Source organism: Dysgonomonas mossii DSM 22836 (genome assembly GCF_000213575.1).
Lineage (GTDB): Bacteria > Bacteroidota > Bacteroidia > Bacteroidales > Dysgonomonadaceae > Dysgonomonas > Dysgonomonas mossii.
On record NZ_GL892011.1, the window covers coordinates 96,213 to 120,023 of the forward strand.

The window sequence follows — 23,811 nt, forward strand, 5'->3', positions numbered from 1 at the left end:
TCATTGCTTGATATTACCAAACTCATCAATTAATAAGATATCTAGTGTGCCATTGGGAAATAAAGGAATACATACTTGATGGCACTTTCTTACTATCAACGAAAAGAATGTAGCTTCTGTTTTCGGAATAACATCCCATAACTGCCGAGCCATAGTTATTTGTTGTATAGCGGCCATTGTTGTTTCTGAACAACCGGCTTCCTTTGCTAAAGCCGAAATAAACTCCTTATTCATAACTACTTTTTTACTATGGGTATCTAATGAACCTTCAGCTAATTTAACAGCTTTACCTATCATTATACCCATTGTAAGACGCTCAAAACCTAATTCTGAAGCAGCAATAATAGTTTCTCCTATAAAGTTACCATAATGAATAAATGCTTGTGGTGGCAAATTGGGATATTGTTGTTTTACAAATCGTTCGCTTTTAGCACCTGAATTCACAACCACATTTTTACATCCTAATGCTTTAGCGACTTGCATTTCGCGACGGATAGAGGCTATAAAGGCTTCCGAAGAGAAAGGTTTTACAATGCCCGATGTTCCGATAATGGATATACCTCCTGTTATTCCAAGCTTCGGATTAAATGTTCTTAATGCAATTTCTTCACCTTTCGGTACAGATATAGTAACGTCTATTCCTGTCTTTAACCCCTGTTCCGACAATTTATCCTGATAATGGCGCATCACTTTGAAAAGTTCTCGTTTCATCATCATTCGAGGAGTTTTATTGATAGCAGGGCCTCCTATCTCAAGACCTAAACCGGGTAAGGTAACTACTCCAATTCCTTTTCCTTGCAGAAAACGAACTCCTTTATGTTCTTGGGTTAATTGTACAGTAGATACTATCTCGTGTCCGTTAGTAACATCCGGATCGTCTCCTGCATCCTTTATCACAGAGCAACTCGCAAGACTATCTTCTAATATAGTCGAATGAATGGAAAGTTTTATCCATTCTCCATTTGGAAGAGTTATGCTGATTTTTGTTTGATTTTCCTTGGTTAATAATGCAGTTAAAGCAGCTTTAGTTGCAGCCGTAGCACACGTGCCGGTAGTGTATCCGGTTTTAAGATCAAAGAATTCAGGCAGAAGTTTTTCTATCTGCTTTCTTAATCCATTCTCACCATAGACAGAAATAAAATCAGGAGAAAGAACTGGACGTTTCACGACAAGAACGGGAATATTCAGTTTCCTGGCTGCGAGAACCTTCTCTTTGAAGCCACCGGATTTCCCACTCTCTTTTGTTATGATTGCCTGAGGCTTGAACTTCTCAAAGAGTAAGGTTTCATCTCCACCTTGTTGATAATATAAAACCTGTTCAATTGGAAAATTCTCTTTCTGGATAATAGAGCGTGATTCGTCTCTATCTAATATTCTGAACCAGCAATTATGCTTCTGCCAGTAGGGTTTTAGTTTAGCAACAGTATTTACTCCGGTTAGGGCAAGCAAATTATCTATATTATTTTTTTCTAGGTGCTCAATAGCTTCATTATAAGCCCCAAACCAAAGCAAATCTTTTTCATGTTTGGGATAGCTGCGTTCATATCTGACAACCGGGATATTCAATTCACGAGAAGCTTCTGCTATATTCTGATGCAATACTTCTGCAAAAGGATGCGCTGCATCTATAATTAGCTTTATAGCTTTCTCTTTGCAAAAATCGATTATATCTTTTTCATCTAGACCTCCAGTAATATGGCTACCATGTGCTGTTTCTATTTTCTGTGATTTGGTTTTAGTTGAATAATAGAAAAGCTTGGCTGCACTTTCACAAACGGCAACAACTTTACGGCCTTCTGTCGTTCCTCCAAATATAAGTATCATATCAGAATATGGTTTAAGAGTTCTTCTATACTTGTAATAGTCATAGGCGATTGATCCGGCTTGTACAAGAGAATATGGTTCTCCTTAATTTCGACAGAGAGGTCAGACTCAATATCGCGTGAAGCTAAAATCCCATTTCGTAAAAAAGCTTTACGGATCATAGCATATATTTGTCCGTGTCCTGTAACCTTTATTTGCTTATTAAACTCATTCTCTACTCTAAACAAACCTGTATATTGGTCAAATACAATGCCTTTTCGAGCAAAAAAGCTACTTAGATTTCCATCTAAAGATAAGTCTTCGGGAGTACCTATCTGAATACCATGTTCAGCATCCATGAGCCATATTTTGTCTGCTATTTGCAAAGCCAGATCAAGATCATGAGTAGATAAGAAGATTGTTTTATTTGTTTTGCGAGATAATTGATGTAATAATTGCATCAGTTCTACTTTACTCGGAAAATCGAGAAATGCAGTTGGCTCATCCAAAAGTATAATAGGAGTCTCCTGTGCCAGAGCTTTGGCAATCATTACCTTTTGACGCTCTCCGTCACTTAGTGTGTCAACCATTCGCTCAGATAGATTTTCTATTTTTACGAGTGAAATGGCCTCTTCTATCTTTTTCTTATCTTCTTGCGCTAACTTTCCCCAGAAACCAGTATATGGACTTCTTCCTAGCCCGATTAGTTGATAAGATGTCATATTTTTTATTTCGAACTTCTCAGTCAATACGACTCCAATTAATGTCGCCAGCTCTTTTTCAGAATATTCCTCTACCTTTTTTCCATGAATAATGATATCACCCGACAATTTGGGTTGAAAGGCGGTTAGCGTCCTCAATAAAGTAGATTTGCCAATACCGTTTGCACCCAACAGGCAGGTAAGTTCTCCGCTACATATATCAGAAGTGATATGTTCGGCTATTATCTTTATATTTTTTTGGGATGAATAACCTATAGCAAGCTCTTTTAGCTCTATTGTCTTTTCTTTCTTATGCATAATTTTAGCCGACCTCATTTTTACGTTTGCCGAATAAGACGGAAATCACAATCGGTGCGCCGATCAATGCTGTTACCGAATTAATAGGTAATGCGCCTTCGAATCCCGGCATACGGGCCACCAAATTACAAAACAAAGCCAAAGAAGCACCAGTAAGAGTTACAGCAGGCATCAATATACGATGGTCGGATGAAACGAAAATAGTCCTGCACAAGTGAGGGACAGCTAGTCCCAAGAAAACGATAGGACCACAATATGCTGTGACAATAGCAGTAATGATGCACGAACAAACAATAACATACAGTCGGGCTCGTTTTACATTCAATCCGAGGTTCCGTGCATAACCATCACCTAAAAGCATCAGGTTGAGAGTTTTTATCAATAGGAATGAAAGAGGTATTAATATAATCATGATGCCTACAAATGTATACACCTGATTGCCTGAAACCTTAGAAAAGCTACCCAATCCCCAGATTACATAAGCTCTTACATCTTCATCGTTACTAAAGAATTTCAGAACTCCAATGATAGCTGTTGCAATGTACCCTATCATAACGCCGATAATAAGGAGGATTACATTTCCTCTTACAAACCGAGAAATAGCTATAATTATAATCATGATAGCCAAAGCACCTGCCACAGCGGCGATAGATATTGCTATCTCGCCAAACAATCCCATCTTGATCAGTGCCGTTCCTCCAACACTCCCTGAAAGCAGGATAATAAAAGCTACACCCAAACTTGCACCTGAGCTAATCCCTAGTTCGGACGGTCCGGCTAAAGGATTGCGAAATAGTGTCTGCATATGTAATCCACTAATGGATAATCCGGCACCAGCAACTAAGGCTGTGATGGTTTGAGGGAAACGGGATTTCCAGATAATATTCTCCCAGATTATAGACTCTTCCTTTATTCCGAATAGAATATTCCAAACCGAACCTACCGGTATGGAAATTGTGCCCAATACCAGATTCAGAATAAAGAAAATCAGTATGGAAATAAAGATCAGTATAAAAACTGTAAGGGGACGTTTCATTTATTTAAGTAATTCGTAATAAGCAGGAATATGTTCCGGCAACAATGATGGATGAAATATCTTTATCAAGTCGGCTAAAACTACCTCAGGCTCAACAGGAGTATTCTCATAGAAAGGCTTTTCTCGTAGATTGCAATATATAAGTTTCTTATCCTTAAAGGCTTTGAAGTCTGCATATCGAGCATCACTTTGTTTCAAAGCATCGTAAGTAAATGTTCCATCGTGGCTATTCACCATCCGCCAGTAATCAGTATTTGCCCCTTGCGAATAGACAGTTTCGAAATCGACATAAAAACCTCCGGATTCGTTATCATTTTTCATGAAATAATCAGCTCCGGCATCTCTGAAGAGCTGTGCCAGATAGCTGTTTCCTCCAACTACATACCAGTTACCCGAATGTAATTCACCGCTCAATACAGTAGGACGTTTTGAAACAGAAGTACATAATGCTTTTAGTTTATTATACTTGTTTTCTATATCATCAAATTGTTTATTAGCTTGCTCTTCTATTCCTAATAGCATAGCGGTAAACTTAATCCATTCAGCCTGTCCTAAAGGAGAACTTTCTTTATATCCTAAAAAACTAATTAATGGTATATCCAGGTTTCGAATCGCATCATATCCCCCTTTTTTGAATGGTGAAACAAGTATAATATCGGGATTTAGGGCGAGAATCGCCTCATTGTCAAATTCACCTTCTATACCAATTTTACTGGTCTTGCCTTCTTTAAGTTGCTTATTCATTTGTTCATTAAAAAGAAAGCGAGTGCTGGTGATCCCTACCACCTTATCCAAAGCCTTGAGCTTAATAAAATTTGACAGTTGCAGTGTCGTCATGCAAATTACACTACGGATAGGTATTTCTATTATCTGATAATCAGCGGGTATTCCGTCTTTACTGCCCCCTCTGTTTAGCAGAGCATATTTGTAATGCATGTCGCTCTCCCCGGATGGATCGGTTATATCAACTAATTTATAGTTTTCGGAACTAGTCACTTTGAAGCCTTTGGCATATTTAATATTCATAGAATCTGCAGTGTTTCGATCTCCGATAGTTTTTGCATTCTTATTTTGATTACAGCCCGAAAATGTAATAACCAGAGTAAATAAGATAAAAAGTAGTTTTTTCATTCAGATTATTCTTTTGTAATTATTAATAGTGAGAAATAAGGAAATTTACGATCTATTATTTCATGTATATCCTGCGTATAGAATTCTTTTTCTTTAATTCCTACATTCTCAAAATAATGTATTTCCACTTTTTTTATTGAAGACATAGCCTGCTTTATAGCCTGTTCCGATAGAGAAGGCTTCATTATCACGATAGAGTTTCCGGTTTCTATTCTTTTCTTTAAATCATCGGATGATATTATCCCGGGAATGATATGTAATTCTTCTTCTTGTTTAGCTATATGGATATTGGCAAGGGCTGCACAGGCAATAAACGCCGGAATGCCGGAAATGCGTTTTGTACAAATGTTTTTTGATAGAAGATTGTCTGATATATAATGAGTTGAAGAGTAGAATCCGGCATCTCCTTCTGCTACTACAACTATTTTCAACTTTTTGTCAAAATACTTTTCTATAAGTCCAGCAACCTCCTTATAACAGAGTATAGCCTGTGAACGGTCTTTACTCATCGGTACATCAAAAAGAGAAATAACGGAATCATCGATATTCAGTCCCAAAAGAATATCACGGCTACGGGATATCATATTTCCGACAGGTGAAACAGTCGAGGGGCAGAAAATAATGTCCGCTTGCTGCAAAGCTTTCAGTGCTTTTAGTGTTATAAGTTCTGCATCACCTGGTCCAAGAGATACAAATGTAACGAAATCAGACATATTTATTTTTTAATTATTATAGTTACAATCTGCTTAATTCAACAAAAGGTAAGCAACTGAATACCTGTAGTAGTTACAATAAATATGTTTAGAGATACGGATTTTGTATGTTGGTATATTCCGCAGCATACCAATACTGCCTTCAAAAACATGTAATGCCTCATATCTTATTTTATCATTGTAAAAAACTAATAAAATAAAACAACGAGTTTCCTGAAAATTAATAAAATAGCAATGAATACAAGATGTATTGCACAACCACTCCTATCCCTGGAAGCTTGGTGTTTATTTGACAGATTTGGCAGGTCTTCTGGCTATTCTCCGGTTAAAAGCCTTCCCATTTCTTTCGAAACAGTGGCATGGAATTTTCAACCGATTTTATGAGAAATTACAGCTGCAGGTACAGCCCCGGATTCACACCGGGTTCCCTTTTATTACAACTTCACGATTTTGAAATTGCAATACCGAAATCTGAGTGCAAAGGTATTAATATTTTTTTATTTTGAAGCCCAAATTTCAACTTCAATTTTAAGCTCTGGTAAACCTAATGCCTTCACATAAGCGATAGTCATAGATGGGTATATTGTACCAAATAGATTTTCCCATCTTGCGTCCAAAAAGTCCCAATCAATTTCTTCTGTAGCCCAGATATTGACTTTTATAACATCATCGGAAGTTAAATTCTGACTTTTCAGAATTTGTTCAATATTCCTAAATGTATTGTATACCTGTTCATTCATACTATCAGGAATAACTCCATAATTATCAGTTCCAATCTGTCCGGAGAAAGTGTATAGAGTTGAATTTTTAGGAATTATAGTTACATGTGAATATTTTCCAACAGGCTCTGAAATATTTCCAGGATTTAATCTGACGATTTTTTTGTTTTTATCACTATTCATTTCAATTTTTCTTTAAATAAACAATCCAAATACCAAAGCGGTATTTCTCTTTTAATACAAAAGTATAGGTAGTGTATTATTTGAAATTGGATAAAACCGACAACTCTCAGAAAAAGAAATACAATAGTTCTCGTAAATAGAATTGTAGAAAGAGTACATCGCTAGCAAATTCTAGATAAGCCATTGAGGAAAGTTAGCTAAATACTCTTTTGAATTTAGTATGAAGTTTCTAGGATTAGTTCCTGTAAATTCTTTAAATTCCCTGTTATAGTGCGATTGATCAAAATAATCATATTGATAAGCAAGTTCTGTAAAGTTTTCAAAATTTATTTGACGCAAAGAATTTAAACCCTCTTGAAAACGCATAATCCGTGAAAATATCTTTGGTGATAATCCAACAGACTGTTTTATAATTCTTTCTAATGTTCGCTCCGACAAATTCATTTCTAATTGGACTTCTTTAAGAGCTTTTCCATTTTGTAATAATGTGGAAGCATGCACCAACTTCTTATGATTATTTTTGACTCTTTCTATTTGCTTAAGAAAGAAAGAAGAAATTAGGCTTATTTTTTCTTCTAAAGAAATTGCGTTAACAAGTTGCTCAAGAATAGCATCTCTCACAATGTCTTCAAGTGAAATATTTTGATGATTTAACTCAAAAGCATCTAATCCAAAAATTGTTTTTAAAGCCGTTGACTGCAAATATACGCCAATAACGCTAAAGTATCCACTAACTGTATGCTCTGTATATTTAGAATATTGCCCATATAAATACAATTGAGGCAACGCCTGTCCCTTACTATCAAAAAACAAATTTGGTTCTTGTTGAAATATTAATGCCGGTAATCCATCCGGGATAATCTTAAAACATCTATCACTAGAATTATTCGTAAAGTCCTCCAATATCCAAAAATATTGGATGTAATCTTGCAGAGCCTTTATTGGAATAATTTTTTTATAAAACATTTATCTTTATATATGTAAAATAGATAATCTAAAATATGAGAGAATGTTGCACAATACATATCAATGCTAAGTGAAGGCTATTTTATATTACAAAGATAAATCTTTTAAAATGAATTAATCTTACTAATTTTTAGAATTCAAATGTCACTCCAATGGTAGGGATTACAGATGCACTCGAACGTTTCAAGTTTTTCATCTCGTAACGTTGCTCTTCTATTGGTGCTTGCGGATTTATGATATTTCCCGTACTTACAATAACATCTTGTCTTTTGAATGAACTGCGTGTTACATTCTGTAAATCGAGGTAAAGGCCAAGCATATACTTGTTCAGATAAAAAGTTTTATCTACTCTCAAGTCTAGCTGACTATATGAAGGGTTACGCAAAGTATTGTATTGAGTATAGTCGAGATAAGGTTTTCCCGAAGCATTCCAAGCCAAAACCAGCGAGGATTTGTCTTGATCGTAAGGAGTAAAAGGTGCTCCACCTATCGACTTTATCTTTGCTCCTACACCCCAATTAGAATTAAAATAATAGGTTCCTGTAAGATTAAATATATATCCATTATCCCAGGCCGAAGGAAGATACTTGCCTTCTTTTTTTGCAAATTGACTTTTGAATAAAGTAAATGAAGATAAAACATTTACTTTACGTGCTACCACCCACCTAGCTAACAATTCTACTCCGTAGCTTTTACCTTTTGCATCCGATACAAGTAGTTCGTTGCCTATAGCTCCGTAGTCGTCACCCTTACTCATCAAGGGTATACCGTCTTGCACAGATAATGGCATATTGTTGTAATATTTATAAAAACCTTCCAGAGATATTTCGAAATTCTTTATTGACTGATAATTGAAGCCTGCCGATACCTGATCAACACGCATATAATCCAATCCCTTGTTTACAAACATACCATTGTTATCTTTCAATCCCATTGCAGTAAGAGGTGGAAGCTGGAAGTAACGTCCGATATTAGCGTTGGCATTCAAGTTGGCTATAAGCCTATATGATAAAGATAGACGGGGCGAAATCTGATTGAATATTTGCTTGGTATTATGTGAATAAGATGCAGCATCTAACCTTATTCCAAAAGATGATTTGAATCTCTCATTTGTTGAAACATAATCTATATTGGAGAATAGACCCCATTTGAAAAAGCTTAGTTGTGTATCATATTGGAGAGCCGTTTCTTCATCATTATTAAAAAATACCTGAAAACTATTATTGCTATATTGCACGTAATCTATATTTAGTCCTGTATTAATTTTCCATTGACCAAGCGGCGTAAGGTTTTCGAATCTAAGTTTCGATTCTTGTTCCAACGATTTATATTTTAACCTTAGCATATCAGGGTCGTTATTCAAATTGTCCTGATATTTCGTGTTACGGTTATTCAGGTAACTATGGCTGAGAGTAAGAGTCTGTCTATTGCGTTTGTTGTAATGTTTATAAACAGCACCCAAGGTAAAAGTTTCCTGCTTTATTGTTGGCAAATAGCCGAGTATGTATTCGGCATCTTCTGTAGTAGCTTTATTATTTAGCTTCATATCATCTATTGCGCCAACACCTATAAATGTAAGCTCGTTAGTGGGTGACAATTGAGTTTTTATCTTGAACAGGGCATCATTGTATGTCGGCAAGAAAGGGAGCCCTATGAGATCGAAAAGAAGTTGCAGATAAGATCGCCTTATGGATACTGTATATGTTGTCTTTTTACTCAAAGGTCCATTGGCTGTTGCAGACGCTTCCGATGCACCTAAAGTTGCTTTGAAAGATTGCTTTTCCGGATTTCCATCAGCTAATTTGAAGCTTACGACAGAGCTTAATGCATCGCTACTGTACGAAGGAAAAGCTGCTGTATAGAAGTTTACTTCCTTGATCAAATCTGCACTTATGATACTTACAGGCCCACCAGAAGCTCCTTGTGTACTAAAATGATTAATGTTAGGTATTTCTATACCATCCAGAAAGAAACTATTTTCGGAAGGTCCACCGCCTCTTACAATTAAATCGTTTCGGTAACCTCCTGGCGAGAAAGCTACACCCGGATAAGATTGTACAATGCGGGATATATCGCGGTTAGCTCCAGGGCTTTTTTCTATTTCCTGTGTACTTATAACATGTAATCCAACCGGGCTTTCAATAGAACGCCTGAAAGGCATAGGATAAACATTAACATCGGCTAACTCATTTTTATTTTCTTCTAATTCAACGATTATTTGTAAATCTTTTACAGTCAATAAATATTCTGGGGTTTGTTCAGCTTTATACCCAACAAATGATACTAGAAGGGTATAAGGTCCGGGTAATAGATTTTGAATAGAAAAACGCCCGTCTTCATCTGTTTGTGTACCAATAGTTGTACCCTTTACTATTATACTGGCATAAGGAATAGGGCTTCTGTCTCCTTTGTCTATGACTGTTCCCTTTAATGAATGCTTCTGCTGGGAGAATACACTAATGCTAAAAAGTGATATAAATGCAAATAGAATCGTTTTCATAAATATTTAATATGCGAATTAATTAAAACTCACAAATTCAACATTTATATAAAGAAATAAGTTCACCATTTAAACTTCTAAGAGAAATCTTTTATTGCATGATTTTGTTTGCAAATAAATAGAAGTATAATCGGAGATAACACTATTTCTGTTTTACGGAACGACTTAATGTCAGATAGCCTAACACTCCGCCTATAATAGAAGCTGCAAAAATACCAATTTTTGCTTGTACCATATATTCAGGATCGGTGAATGCTAATGATGTGATGAATAGCGACATTGTAAAACCGATAGATGCGAGCAAACTTATACCTAACAGGTTCTGCACATTCATTCCTTCCGGAAAAGGAGCAACCTTTAATTTAATAAGTAAAAGCGTAAAACCTACAACTCCCAACACTTTTCCTAATAACAGACCTAGTGCCACACCTAAAGCTATATTTGTGCTGAATAACTGCTCTATATCAATGTTTAGGGAAACTCCCGCATTCGCTAAAGCAAATATCGGAATTATAACGAAAGTCACTAAAGGATGCATTCTGTGCTCTAAGCGTTGCAACGGAGGAATTGCTTTATTCGTGTCTATTTTTATTTCTTCCAGTAAATGCAACTGATCATTAGTAAGTGTCGGAATTTCACTTTTTGGATCGACTTCCCTAAATTTATTCAGGTATTTCTTTATTCGTTCAACAAATAGATTTTCTCTTATTTTCACATCGGCAGGAATCATAAAAGCAGCAATAACAGAAGCTATTGTAGCATGAACACCAGATAGCAAGAATGATGTCCATACGCCAAGAATTCCGAATATAGCATAAAACAAAATACTTCTGACTCCCATTTTATTGCCAACAAACATAATAAAAGCAAAGCCGAAACCCATAGCAAGGCTTATGAAAGAGATATCGGAGGTATAAAAAAATGCAATAACTAAAACAGCTCCCAGATCATCAACAATGGCGAGTGCCGTAAGAAAGACTTTCAAAGAGAGAGGTATCTTGCTCCCCAACAGATACAAAATGCCTAAGGCAAAAGCAATATCGGTAGCCATAGGGATACCCCATCCATGATGGGCTTCTCCGGATGGATTTAGACTTATATAGATGAGCGCAGGGACAAGCATTCCTCCTATTGCTGCACCAATTGGTAAAAGAGCCTTACGAGGATTGGACAACTCCCCTCCTACTATTTCCCGTTTAAGTTCTAGTCCAACAACAAAGAAAAATACCGCCATCAGGCCATCGTTGATCCAATGATGGATACTATATTCAAAAAAAGGAATACTATTAAATACAAATCCTAATTTATGTTCTAAAAAATGAAAATAATCTTCCGACCAAGAAGAATTAGCAAGGATCATTGCAATTATAACACTTAGTCCAAGAATAATCCCTCCCGCCTTTTCTTGTAATATAAACCTTTGAATGGGCTGAACAACCTTGTCAATGGGTTCTCTTTTTTCTTCTGTCATCGATATCGTTTTTATGAAAATGTTTTATCTACAATAAAATAAAAGGACAATGTATTTTTAGTTGTAAACTTAAGTAAAAGTCAAAAATAAAAATATTTTTCCACTTCATATATTTTTTAACATTTATCGACATTTAAGATGTTTAATGTTTACGTCTTATTCTGTAAATGAATTTATGATTTCCGATAAAACTAACTAATAGACAAAAAGTCGTGATTTTTAGTATAAATCACGACTTTTTTAGTTGTATAATCTAATTATAAATTAATCGTTCCCTTTTATGAATTTGGCTACTTCTCGAACTTCAACACTACCGCCAATTTTAAAAATAGGATTCGCTTTGGCAAGCTCTACTGCTTCTTCAATTGTTTCTGCATTTATGACTACATATCCTGTTACAATCTCTTTACCTTCTGAATGAGCACTATTTGCAATACTTCCATCCGAATGAATTGTTTTTACACCTGTGGGAGATAAGGTATTTCCTTTATCAGATACTTTATTTTGCTTCATTAGATTGCTGAACCACTCCATTCTTTCTTTCACTTGTTCGGGAGATGGTTTTATCTCCGAATCTTTATTTAATCTGAATATCAATAGAAAATCTTTCATATTACACATTTTATTAATATTAAAAACAAATACAAATATAAAGATGTCAATAAAAAATATATCAGCACTTTTAGAGCTGTTTTCGGTACTTTTTAAGAAAAGCACTAGGAGAAAGTCCTGTTTTTTTCTTGAAAATTCGGGCAAAATACGAAGAATCTTCAAATCCAATCTGATAAGTGATTTCACTTATATTGTAGTCTGAGTATATCAATAGCCGTTTAGCTTCGGTTATTTTAAGATTAAGTAGATATTGCTTGGATGAGATACCAAGTATCTTTTTACATGTTTCATTCAATTTCTCTTCCCGTACATTTAGTTTATTTGCATAATGAGAGATTGTATCTAATTTCGAATAATCGGATAAAATTAACTCTTTAAATTGCTCTATTAGTGTATTACTTTGATATGTTTTTATCTGCTTCCTTTTGGCTATCCTATATAATAAGCGAGAATAGTACAGTAGCCCTGCTTTTATATTTTCTTCTGATGCATCATCTTTATAAAGTAGTTCTTTTTTTATATCCTCAAGAATAGATAAGTGAAGCGATACATCAACATTGTCGATATCAATATAAGGAGAGCTATAGCTCAAATTCATATCTAAACCGGCTAATTGGTCTATAAAAATAATATATCCCTGTACATTATCATAGAAGCTCCAATTATGAATCTGCTTTGGTGCAACGTAAAATACTCTCTGTGGTCTTATTGTGTATTCTTCAGAATCAATCACATAAAATCCACTTCCATGAGTAAACCAAACAAAAGAAAAAAAGGAGTGGCTATGAGGCCATTCGATCTCTACATTTTCTCCTGATTCGAAATGCCTTATAAAAAATGATTTTGATAAGGCATTATCAGGAAGAGCATCTGCCATAGAGTATTCTTTTATCATATATGATTGTTTATACAGGTAATACTATATGAATTATAAGAGTCTAATCACAGACTGCCTATTGCAGCAAATTTACACAATCTTTACAAATTTCTTTTATTAAACGATTCTATTCTTTTCTTAGTCTTTTATCCCTTCTATAAGCAAAATAAAATACTTGAGGTAATACTGTAAAAGAAAGAATCATGCATATAATTATTCCACCTACAATCATTATAGCTAGCGGACGTTGGATCTCAGACCCCATATCGGTAGATAAAGCTGCCGGAAGTAGCCCCATCGATCCCATTAGGGCAATCATCAGAACAGGTCGTACACGTTGAGATACGGCTTCATTGATTGCTGTGCGGAGGTTATGCGTTTGTTGTACTTTTTTCTTCATGAGTGTTACCAACAAGATGCTATCTATAGAAACGATACCGAACAAGATAATGAATCCGATGCCTGCCGATATACCGAAGACTGTACCTGTTAACCATAAAGATACAAAACCACCGATAAATGCAAATGGCATAGCACTTACGGCTATCAGTGTGTCTTTTACTGTCATGAAGTTCATATATAATAGAAATATAATCATCAAAAGTGCAGCAGGAATAATAAATGTTAAACGTTTTGTGGCGCGTTGTTGGCTTTCAAATTCGCCTGCCCATACTATTTTATTTTCAGACTTAAGCTTTATATTTTGTCCAACAGCTTTTTGAGCTTCGTCTATAGTTGATCCCAAATCTCTGTCTCGTATACTAAAACCAACTCCTACATAACGGCTGCTACCTTCACGGTAGATAAATGCAGGTCCGGTAATAAAATCAATACTAGCTATTTCTTTCAGCGGGACTTGTTTGCCATCCATTGTCGGGATAAGAATATTTCCTATTTTATCTTCATTGTCTCTAAACTCTTTTTGAAAACGCACCATCACATCAAATGTACGTTCGTTTTCATAGAAAGATGTCGCAGCCTTACCACCTATCGCCATTTCAACAACCGTTTGTACATCTTTCATAGATACAGCATAGCGAGCCATATGAGATTCTTCTAATTTTATTCGGAGTTCGGGTAGCCCAATACTATGAAATACGTTAACATCTTCTATCCCCCGTATATTTTTGATGGTAGCCGCTGTCTGATCAGCAAGATCTTCAAGCTGATGTAGGTCTGAGCCGAATATTTTTATAACCAGAGAGCTTTTTACACCGGCAACATATTCTTCTACATTGTCCTGTATAGGTTGACTGAATGCTAATACAACACCCGGATAGATATTTAATGAGTCTTGCATTTGTGTTATCAGATCACCTTTACTTATTTTGTGTTTCCACTCTTTTTCAGGTTTCAGTTCTGTGTGAAATTCTATATTAAAAAATCCGGTAGCATCAGTTCCATCATTTGGACGTCCCGTTTGCGTTAAAATAAAATCCACTTCTTCAAAGCTTTGAAGTTTCTTTTTCATTTCTTTTGTTATGCGTACCGATTCGTCCAAATTAATGCTATTCGGTAGCGTAGCACGCACATATATTGCACTTTCGTTCATCTGAGGAATGAATTCAGTGCCCCAAAATGAAAAACGAATAACGCAAGCGGTCAGTATCACTAAAAATACCACTATAGTCTGTATACGATGTCTACTTGCAAACGCAAACAGACTGTATAAGACTCGAGTAAAGAAACGACTAATGAAATTTGTTTTCTCTTTTACCGATTTTGTCAACAACAGTTTACACATAACCGGCACATAGGTTAAAGATAAAATTAGTGAGCCTAATAGCGCATAGCCTAGGGTAAAAGCCAAAGGTTGAAACATCTTCCCTTCAACCTTCTGAAACGAAAATATAGGGAATAATGCAACTACCAATATTATCTGTGCAAAAAAGATGTATGAAGCTACACTTCCAGCACTTTTGCGGATCAATCCACCTTTCAACATCGGATTAAAACGGCTGCCAAGATCATGCGATCGCTTTTCCATTGCTACATACACGCTTTCTACAATAACCAGTGTTCCTTCCAGTAACAGCCCGAAATCTAGAGCCCCCATCGATATGAGATTTGCAGGTAAACCTTGTATGCGTAGCATAATAATAGCAAACAAGAATGATAATGGGATGACAGATGCCACAATGAGTGATGTACGCCAGTTGAAAAGAAATATGAAGACCACAAGAGATACTAACAAAATACCTTCGAGGAGGTTACGAAGAACAGTATGCACGGTTGCATTCACAAGGTTAGTACGGTCAAGAAAAGGCTCTATCTTAACGTTATCCGGTAGAATACGCTCGTTGAGCTCTGCTATTTTTTCTTTCAGATGGATAATCACCTCACTTGGATTTTGTCCTCGCAACATAATTACAATACCTTGTACCACATCTTCGTCGTCATTTAGACCGACTTGCCCTAAACGTGGTTTAGAGGATATACCCACTTCGGCAACCTGCTTTACACGTATGGGTGAGCTTCCTTTTACTTCAATGAGTATATTCTCAATATCTTCTACACTTTCAAGTAAGCCTATCCCCCTAACAACAAATGCTTGGCTTCCTTTTTGTATAACATCGCCACCAACATTGATATTACTTCGCTCAACGGCTTCATATACATCCAAAGGGGAAAGGTTATAGTTTGCAAGCTCAGCAGGATTTACTTTCACCTCTAGAATTTTTTCTTCTCCACCAAAGCTGGCTATTGTTGCGACTCCCGGCACAGACAATAATTCACGCTCTACGACCCAAGAGTTGATAGCAGCTACCTCGCGTACAGGCAAATCACTCTTGAGAATATAACGAAAAATTTCACCTGTAGCACCCGAAGGCGGCTCAATAGATAATTCGACCCCCTCTGGGAGATCAAGATCTTGCATCCTGTTGGAGGCATATTGCTGGGCAAAGAAATCATCAACTCCATCTTCGAATAAAACAGTAATTACCGACAAGCCAAAAAGGGAAGTCGAACGCACATCCGTTTTACGAGGAATGGTATTTAGTTGCTGCATAATAGGTAAAGTGACAAATTTTTCAACTTCTTCGGCACTTCGCCCCGGCCATTGAGCAATTAATTTTACGCGTGTGTTAGTAACATCAGGATATGCTTCTATAGGAGTGTTTTGGAAGCAGATAACTCCCGCTATTGCCAGTATACATGTTAGAAAAAGCACTAATATGTGGTTGCGTAGTGCAAATGCAATGATATTCTCAACAAATTTGTGCATAATTATTTATTGTTAAGGCCCGAATAGATTAGTAAATGGTTTGAGATCACAACTTCCTCCCCTTCAGACAATCCGGACTTAATATAAGTTGTTTGTCCGCTATGCCCTTTTAAAAAGACCTCTCTTATTTGAAAATCACCATCGGTATTTTTTATTATAACAAAATAGTGGTCTTTATCGAATATTAATGCATCAGATGGGATAGCTATATTTTTCTCTCCGACTTCATTTTTCAGATAAACAATAGTAGACATTCCGGGTTTCAACTTCAGGTCTTTATTCGATATAATAATTCTTGCCTTTAATACTTTATCTTCAGGGTCAAAAACTTGTGACATCAAGTTGATCTTACCTTCGAATGTTTCATTAGGATAAGATAATGTTGTAAAATTCACATCCATTCCCTCCTTAACCAGCTGTAGGTTACCGGCATATACATTAACAACTACCCACACTGTAGATAGATCGGCAATCGTAAAAAGAGAGCCGTTGTCGGAAGATAATGTACTTCCTGATGTTACATTTTTGGCTACAATATATCCGGACATGGGAGCCTTTATCGAAAAGACACCATTTCCTTTGTCTGAGCCGAATAGTTGCATATCATTTTTTACTTTTGATAAGGAAGTCTGTGATTGCTTTAGTTTAGCTTCTATTTCCAACAACTCTTTTTCCGAAAGCATCTTGTCTTTAAACATCTCCCTGGCAGATTTAAGTTCACGCTCTATGATACGTATTTCAGCCTGTAGAGAGCTTTGCTCACTCTGCAGCTCAGATAAATCTTTACTATGAATATCTAACAGCGCTTGTCCTTTTTCAACTTTATCTCCGAGAGAAAAATAAACCCTGCCAGCTACTCCTTCAGTTAGAGGATAATAATTGATTACTTTATCCGAATCATATTCTACCTGTCCTGTAAGAGTGAGCATTTCTATCCTTGTCTCGTATGCTGCCTTTACAGTCTTCACTGACGAATAGAAAGCAGGAACAATTTCTGCTTGTTTATCTGAATTACCTTCTCCATTCCCCGTACAGGAAACAAGCGATAAAAAAAGAATAGTTAATGTAAATAATGGAATTTTCTTTGTTATCATAATGGTTGCTTATTTATTTCAGTGCCAACTGCATATTGAAACTCTACGAATGAGTTGTACATGTTTTTGCGAGATAAGAGAACTATTTGTTTATTGCTTTTATACGATTCCATAAAGTCGAGGTATTCGAGCATACTGATATTTCTATTTAGGAAATTTTTTGTATATATACCAAGCATCTCATCCAACTCTGTTAACAAATCATTATTCTCTATTTCTTCATAAAATTTGTACGTGCGACTATAATTGTAGAAAGCCTCAGTTATTTCATGTTCAGCAATATTTTGTAGCTGCAAAGCAATAAGTTTGTTTTGCTCAATATTTATTTTAGCAGCTTTAATATTCCCCTGATTCCTATTCAAAAAGGGCAAATCGAAACTGACACCAAATCCGATAAAGTCTTTCCATACGCCTCCATATCTATCATAAGAGGCACTTAGTGTTATATCCGGAATTCGTTGTGATTTTTCGTAGATCAAGGATTTTTCGTAAAACAGAGTTTGCTGTTGTTCACGCTTTATATCAGGACGTAACTCGTGCGCTTTTTCTAATAAAGACACGAGTGAGACCTGATTAGGATCAATATAATTGAAGTTTGTGTTTTCTATTGTTATGATATAGAAAGGTGAGATATTAAGTAAGGATTTCAAACTTTTTTGTTGTTCATTCAAAGCTACTTCTGTCTCATTTATTTCATTTTTAAGTTCTATTAAGCCTGATTGAAGCCTAAGTAATTCATTTTTTGCAATATTATTTAGTGCAGCTTGTCTTTTATAGGCAGAAATAAGTAGCTCAAGAGACTCTCGTTGAACTGATAAGACATCTTCGTATGATTGCAGGTATTCTGTTTCGTAAATTAATTTTCGAAACTCTGCTTTCAAACCTCTCAGTACATCCTCAAAATTTAAAATAGCAATTTCTCTTGAAACTTTTTGGCTGTTGACAAGCTTGCTACGCTTATTGGCAGTTAAAATTAGTTGACTCAGTTCTATACTAAATTGTGTGTTTCGGGGAAAGGTTTCAGCTCCAAGTTCTTCTCTTTGTTTGGCGGTGCTCCATAAATTCATCGAACCAATAGATAGTTGTGGATTATCCCATAGTTTCGATTGTGCAATTTCTGCTTCGGCAAGAGTGATGTTCATTTTTTCGGCTAACAACTGTAGGTTTTGTTTTAGGAACAAAGCCTCAATTTCCACAGGAGTATACTTTAGTACTTGAAACTCTTGAGCAAAGACCGGTAATCCGAAAAATGTAAATATAAGACAGGGCAGAATTGATAATAGTAACTTTCTCATCTTCAAAATCTAATTTTAGGTACAAAACTAGACTCTTGAAATTAGAAAGAGATTAAACCGAGATTAGAATAGGATTAGAAATTGATATTCCAGGTAATTGTAACAGTTGTCTCTTTATTTTCTATAGATGTTATGCTAATATCAGCTCCTGAAAGTTTTAATATTTTATGTGCAAGAGATAAGCCTATTCCGGCTCCCTTATATGAATGAGTATTTTGTGCTCGGTAAAATGTCTCGAATATTTTATCTTTCTCTTTTGCTGGTATGCCAATACCTTTATCCGAGATTAAAAGATGAAAGCCGGATTTGTTTTTGAGGGTTTCAATTTTAACCTCATCATTTGAGTATTTACAAGCATTGTCAATCATATTTTGTAGGGCAACAAATAACAAGTGGCTATTCGATCGAATATAGAAGGAGCTTTCATTTTTCATGAACGAAATCCTTCCCTTATATTTCGATTGCTCTAAATAATGAATAACGGATTGCAGCTCTCCTACTACATCTAATCGCTCTACATCTGATTCTGAAATCTCTAAATCGGTTTGAGCTAATTGGAAAAGATTATTTACTAATATATTTAAACGCTCGATCTCGTTTTCAATTCGTTTGATAGAACTTTTGTATTCATCCGGAGTAAACTCTTTTAGTTGCATCACTTCACATTCGCCCATAATAGCTGTTAATGGGTTTTTTAGTTCGTGTGATGCATTAGCGATAAATGTCTTCTGCGAGTTGAAACTTATTTCTAAGCGTTCGATCATCTGGTTGAAATAACTGATAACTTGAGCTAGTTCATCATTTCCCTTTCTCTCTATCAGGCGAAGGTGTAAGTCTTTGGGGGTTATTTCTTGCATTCGGGAAACCATGTCCTGTAAAGGCTTAGTTATCATTTTTGCATTCCACCAGAGTAGACCAAAGATAATAATACTGCTCACGAATAGCACTATTAACAGTATATGCTTCAGCAGATTTTTGAGGTAATCTCCTTGAATGTTTTTAGCTGTAACGATAATGACAAAATTCCCTTCATTGTCCGGGTAATATATACCAACTCCGCTTAGCTTATCAATCTCGAATTTTAATTGTTCTGTTCGGAACAATTCGTCTATTTGCCTTTCATTCAGGAAAGACTGAAGCTCTACAGTAGCATCATGTCTATTATTGGCTACAACTATCTTTTCAGAAGTCTCAGGTAATAATCTTTGATATGCGTCAATTACTTTTTGATAGGCTTGTTGACTCAGCTCATCTTTTTCAAAATGCTTTTGAGCCGTAATAAGTGCTTTGTCAAGTAAAAGCGTATAGTAATTACTATCAATATTTTTTGAAGTAAGTAGATAGACAAAAATAAAAACAACCATCAAGATCACGACGGTGATAGATGTATATAAAAGAGCTAGTTTGGTCTTTATCTTCATTTTTCTTTTAATATATATCCTAATCCGATAACTGTATGAATTAGCTTATCCATTCCTTCGGGTTGAATCTTATTGCGTATATAGTTAACATATACATCTACTATATTTGTATTCGTGTCGAAATTTATATCCCATACGTTTTCTAATAGAGTTTGACGTGAAAGTACTCTATTCGGATTTTTCATAAAATATTCGAGCAATAAATATTCTTTAGCTGTGAGATAAATAATATTACCATCACGAATAGCCTGCTTAGTATTTGTATCTAACTTTAAGTTAGAAATTTGTAAAATTTTGTCATCTTCTATTTCCGTACTGACTTTCGAACGCCTTAATAAGGCATTGATACGAGCTTCAAGTTCAACTAGCTTAAACGGCTTGACAATATAATCATCAGCTCCCGCATTAAGGCCTTTTACAATATCTTCGGTTGTAGATAGGGCCGTAAGCAGAATTACAGGGGTAATATAGCCGAACTTTTGCCGATAAGCCTTACAAAGCTCCAATCCTGACATAAAAGGCATTATTATATCCATAATGATTAAATCATAATCTGTGATTTGTAACTTTTCCCATGCATGTAATCCATCATTACATATCTCTGTTTCAAATCCGCTTATATTTAAACCTCGCTCAATAAACGAACTGATGTTTTGCTCGTCTTCAACAATCAGTATTTTCATATTAAAAAGGGTAGCTTTTAAATACAAATATAAAGGATGTTTAAAAATTCTAGTATGTTTAACCTTAAGTTATTTGAAAATAAGAGTGATCAATATGGATATTAATAAAAAGAAGTCCATAAAATGAATATTTTATGGGCTTTTTCATAACAATATAGTCTCTCCTATCCCACCTCTTCTTTTAGCATATTAAATCTTTATGAATGTTTTCTTTTCATATAACATGTACCAACTATCCAAAGGATAGAAATGGAACACAAGGCGTAGATTAATGATATGAAATAATTTCCACAAACAGATTGTAAAATCTGAGTATAAAAATAGTGCTTAATAATCATTACTTCCGGGTAATTTAAATGAATACTTTCGAGAATAGTAGCCATAACGCCTGCTAAAACATAGATAAACAAAGGATTTACACCAAATGATTCGAAAAAGACCGACGACTTCTTATATCCCTTCACATAGATGATCCATATAATTAGCGATAAGAAAGTTGCACCCAATCCACATGTTGTTAGCACAAACATGCTTAAAACACCTTGGGGGGGGCGAGACCAAACTTTGTATACATCTGATTTAGTCCGAGAATACTCTGATCTGTTACAGCCAATATATATGCTATTTCAAGGATAGGGATTTATCCCTTCAGTCATTTCTTTATTTTAGTGAGTTTCTTTCTTTTGGATATTTATAAAATCCTTCTCCTGATAGATAACCCAGTTTCCCTTGTTTTATAAAATTCTCTTTTAGATATTGTGCAAATAATTTTGCTTTCAGATCTCCATTAGAAGCTATATTATATACTGTATTTATCCCAACTATATCATATATTTCGAAAGGGCCAACAGGTGAGCCTGTTGCAATGCGCCATGTTTTATCTATGGTTTCAATGTCGCTAACACCTTTTAGGTAGAGTTCGGTAGCAGCTGCCATAAAAGGCATTAACAATGAATTTAATATATAGCCACGTTGCTCTTGTTTTACAAGGATAGGAATCATTCCAATAGCTTCTGCAAATTCTATAACAGTATTATACGAATCAGCATCAGTCTCTGAAGATTTCATAATTTCAGCAATATTGCAGTGAAATAATAAATTGGAAAAATGTAATGCTAAAAATTTATGAGGACGCCCTGTAAAACCCATCAAATCGCTGGGTAGCATTGTTGACGAATTGGTGGTGAAAATTGTCTTTGCAGGAGCAACTCTGCCCAACTCAGCGTATAATTTTTGTTTTATTTCCATATTCTCGGGTATAGCTTCTATTGTAATATCAGCATCTTGAACAGCTTCAGGCAGATTAAATGAATACGATATATTATTAAAAGTGGCATCCATTTCATCTTCGGTAGCATGAGCCTCTCTCAGATAGATGTTCTTTAATAGCTCAAGATTCTCGATGACTTGACTGTATAAATCAACATTGATGTCATATATTGTGACATTGAACCCTTTAAAAGCAGTCTGAAATGCTATTTGAGAGCCCATGTTACCTCCCCCAAGAATAGTTATATTGGATATTTTATTCATCTTCTTTGTTTTAGTTTGTATAGTTGAAGTATCTCTATATTCTTTTCGTCTATTGTATTGATAATCGTATCTGTTAAAATTAGAGTGTAATTTTCTTTGAATGCAGGCAGATTTAAAAAATATTCTTGATTCCCTATTTTCCGCCTCTTTTGCAATTTTGTGCTTCCATCTATATTCAATAGAGGCAAGGGCATAACTATAAACTTAATTTCTTTATTTTCAATATATTTTGTCTGTTCATCACGCATTTGAGGATATGATTCGTATGTTAGATTCGGTGAAACAAAATAACGAATATTAGGAACGATTTTACATGTTGTGAATAGGCTATTACCCAGACCAAAACCAACATTTAGGAGTGTCGGATTTTGTTCCTTAATTATCTCATCATGAATTTTCTGCGTAAGTAATCCGGGTTTCAGTGAAACTGTAGTCCCAGCGATCTTACTATTACCCAAATCAGTCTGACTATAGCCTATATATATCATAGAACTTGTAATGATAATTAAAAAAGCAGGTGTAATATATTTTACTATCGTAATAAATCCGGATATGTATATAAACAAACTTAATACACCCAATAAGCTAAATATAAGGAATACAATGGGATAATACATTTGAAAAACCGGAGACATAAATATAATAATATAAAGAGCAACGCCGGATAATAGTAAAGCATATTTACCTAAAGTATTCTTAATATGTTTTACGGGAAAATAAAAGACTCCGATAAGTGTCATAAAGAACAGTGCAAAAGGATCCATAAACAGGTATACGATGCGAAGTAGTACTAATTGTATAGAACTACTTATCGATTGTAATTCAGCATATTTTCTATTCAATTCAATATAAACTGAATATGCCTCATGGAGTGCATTATTTATATAGAGGTACAAAAGAATAGGAATTGCAATAACCAAAAGTCCAGCAATATACGCAACCATATTTACTGCAAAACTTTTGAACGCTCTCTTCCGCAAAAGATTTAAAAATATAGCAGCTAAAGGGAAGAACCAAAAAACTAATAAATTGAGTTTTATGAAGAGTACCATAGAACACATAATTCCATGTATAAACATTACTGACGGCTTATGGACAGGTACACTTTTTTCTTTAAAGTATCTGACAAAGTAATATAAACTAATACACTCGAATACAAGAATAAACTCCTCAGCCGATCCTCCCGCTTTCATCATTTTCAGTATAAAGACAGGGAAAATAATAGCTACTATATATGCAAAAGTATTATCCAAATATAATTTAGATAGCTTATAGATATAATAAACCATTGTAAACCATGCAATCCATTGAATCAGAAACATACCAAAGAAGGAATTATTTGATATAAGATATCCCAGACCATATATAAAGAAGATGAGAGGTCCTTTATGATCAAAAGTTTCAGTATAAAGGGTTCTGCCATTAAATATGGCTTTTGCTACATTGAAGTAAATATTTACATCTGCCCATTCATTTGAATAATACAAAGGAGACATATGAGAACAGATGATTAAAAGAAAAAAAACATA

19 protein-coding genes and 1 riboswitch are annotated in these 23,811 nt (G+C 35.1%); all 19 genes read right to left on the minus strand.

Annotated elements, in window-relative coordinates; all coding sequences use genetic code 11:
- A complete protein-coding gene (cbiD, locus tag HMPREF9456_RS15080) occupies positions 1-1,824 on the minus strand; it encodes a cobalt-precorrin-5B (C(1))-methyltransferase CbiD (protein WP_006844425.1) in 1,824 nt (607 codons plus the stop codon).
- Positions 1,821-2,822, minus strand: a complete 1,002-nt coding sequence (locus tag HMPREF9456_RS15085; protein WP_006844426.1) for an ABC transporter ATP-binding protein — start codon at positions 2,820-2,822, stop codon at positions 1,821-1,823. Before HMPREF9456_RS15085 ends, cbiD begins: the two co-directional genes overlap by 4 nt.
- A gap of 4 nt (positions 2,823-2,826) precedes the next feature.
- The gene (locus HMPREF9456_RS15090; protein WP_006844427.1) at positions 2,827-3,858 is read right to left on the minus strand and encodes an iron ABC transporter permease; all 1,032 of its coding nucleotides are present in this window, start codon (positions 3,856-3,858) and stop codon (positions 2,827-2,829) included.
- A complete protein-coding gene (locus HMPREF9456_RS15095; protein ID WP_006844428.1) occupies positions 3,859-4,989 on the minus strand; it encodes an ABC transporter substrate-binding protein in 1,131 nt (376 codons plus the stop codon). It abuts the gene before it with no gap.
- Positions 4,990-4,994: 5 nt separating this feature from the next.
- Positions 4,995-5,702 (minus strand): precorrin-2 C(20)-methyltransferase, encoded by a 708-nt coding sequence (locus HMPREF9456_RS15100; RefSeq protein WP_006844429.1) that lies wholly within the window; start codon positions 5,700-5,702, stop codon positions 4,995-4,997.
- 283 nt (positions 5,703-5,985) lie between these two features.
- Positions 5,986-6,187, minus strand: a riboswitch (cobalamin riboswitch).
- Between the two features lie 12 nt (positions 6,188-6,199).
- Complete coding sequence (locus tag HMPREF9456_RS15105; RefSeq protein ID WP_006844430.1) at positions 6,200-6,604, minus strand: RidA family protein; 405 nt, start codon at positions 6,602-6,604, stop codon at positions 6,200-6,202.
- Between the two features lie 171 nt (positions 6,605-6,775).
- Entirely contained in the window at positions 6,776-7,570 is a 795-nt protein-coding gene (locus HMPREF9456_RS15110) for an AraC family transcriptional regulator (protein ID WP_006844431.1), read from the minus strand.
- A 130-nt stretch (positions 7,571-7,700) separates the two neighbouring features.
- The gene (locus HMPREF9456_RS15115) at positions 7,701-10,070 is read right to left on the minus strand and encodes a TonB-dependent receptor (protein ID WP_006844432.1); all 2,370 of its coding nucleotides are present in this window, start codon (positions 10,068-10,070) and stop codon (positions 7,701-7,703) included.
- A 142-nt stretch (positions 10,071-10,212) separates the two neighbouring features.
- On the minus strand, positions 10,213-11,541 hold the full coding sequence (nhaA, locus tag HMPREF9456_RS15120; protein ID WP_006844433.1) for a Na+/H+ antiporter NhaA: 1,329 nt from the start codon (positions 11,539-11,541) through the stop codon (positions 10,213-10,215).
- Between the two features lie 264 nt (positions 11,542-11,805).
- Positions 11,806-12,153: a YciI family protein gene (locus tag HMPREF9456_RS15125; protein ID WP_006844434.1), complete on the minus strand. Its 348-nt coding sequence runs from the start codon at positions 12,151-12,153 to the stop codon at positions 11,806-11,808.
- Between the two features lie 70 nt (positions 12,154-12,223).
- Complete coding sequence (locus HMPREF9456_RS15130; RefSeq protein WP_006844435.1) at positions 12,224-13,048, minus strand: helix-turn-helix domain-containing protein; 825 nt, start codon at positions 13,046-13,048, stop codon at positions 12,224-12,226.
- A 109-nt stretch (positions 13,049-13,157) separates the two neighbouring features.
- Positions 13,158-16,256 carry an efflux RND transporter permease subunit gene (locus HMPREF9456_RS15135; RefSeq protein WP_006844436.1) on the minus strand — a complete coding sequence of 1,033 codons (3,099 nt, stop codon included), beginning with the start codon at positions 16,254-16,256 and terminating at the stop codon, positions 13,158-13,160.
- A 2-nt stretch (positions 16,257-16,258) separates the two neighbouring features.
- The gene (locus HMPREF9456_RS15140) at positions 16,259-17,350 is read right to left on the minus strand and encodes an efflux RND transporter periplasmic adaptor subunit (protein WP_006844437.1); all 1,092 of its coding nucleotides are present in this window, start codon (positions 17,348-17,350) and stop codon (positions 16,259-16,261) included.
- Positions 17,347-18,645 (minus strand): TolC family protein, encoded by a 1,299-nt coding sequence (locus HMPREF9456_RS15145; RefSeq protein WP_006844438.1) that lies wholly within the window; start codon positions 18,643-18,645, stop codon positions 17,347-17,349. Before HMPREF9456_RS15145 ends, HMPREF9456_RS15140 begins: the two co-directional genes overlap by 4 nt.
- A gap of 74 nt (positions 18,646-18,719) precedes the next feature.
- A complete protein-coding gene (locus HMPREF9456_RS15150) occupies positions 18,720-20,066 on the minus strand; it encodes a sensor histidine kinase (protein WP_006844439.1) in 1,347 nt (448 codons plus the stop codon).
- Positions 20,063-20,749: a response regulator transcription factor gene (locus tag HMPREF9456_RS15155; protein WP_006844440.1), complete on the minus strand. Its 687-nt coding sequence runs from the start codon at positions 20,747-20,749 to the stop codon at positions 20,063-20,065. Before HMPREF9456_RS15155 ends, HMPREF9456_RS15150 begins: the two co-directional genes overlap by 4 nt.
- 197 nt (positions 20,750-20,946) lie before the next feature.
- Positions 20,947-21,279, minus strand: a complete 333-nt coding sequence (locus HMPREF9456_RS17520) for a hypothetical protein (protein ID WP_157382308.1) — start codon at positions 21,277-21,279, stop codon at positions 20,947-20,949.
- Positions 21,280-21,409: 130 nt separating this feature from the next.
- Positions 21,410-22,282, minus strand: a complete 873-nt coding sequence (locus HMPREF9456_RS15160) for a 3-hydroxyacyl-CoA dehydrogenase (protein WP_006844441.1) — start codon at positions 22,280-22,282, stop codon at positions 21,410-21,412.
- Entirely contained in the window at positions 22,279-23,778 is a 1,500-nt protein-coding gene (locus HMPREF9456_RS15165; RefSeq protein WP_018075050.1) for an ArnT family glycosyltransferase, read from the minus strand. The genes HMPREF9456_RS15160 and HMPREF9456_RS15165 overlap by 4 nt, the downstream gene beginning before the upstream one ends.
- Positions 23,779-23,811 lie beyond the last annotated feature (33 nt).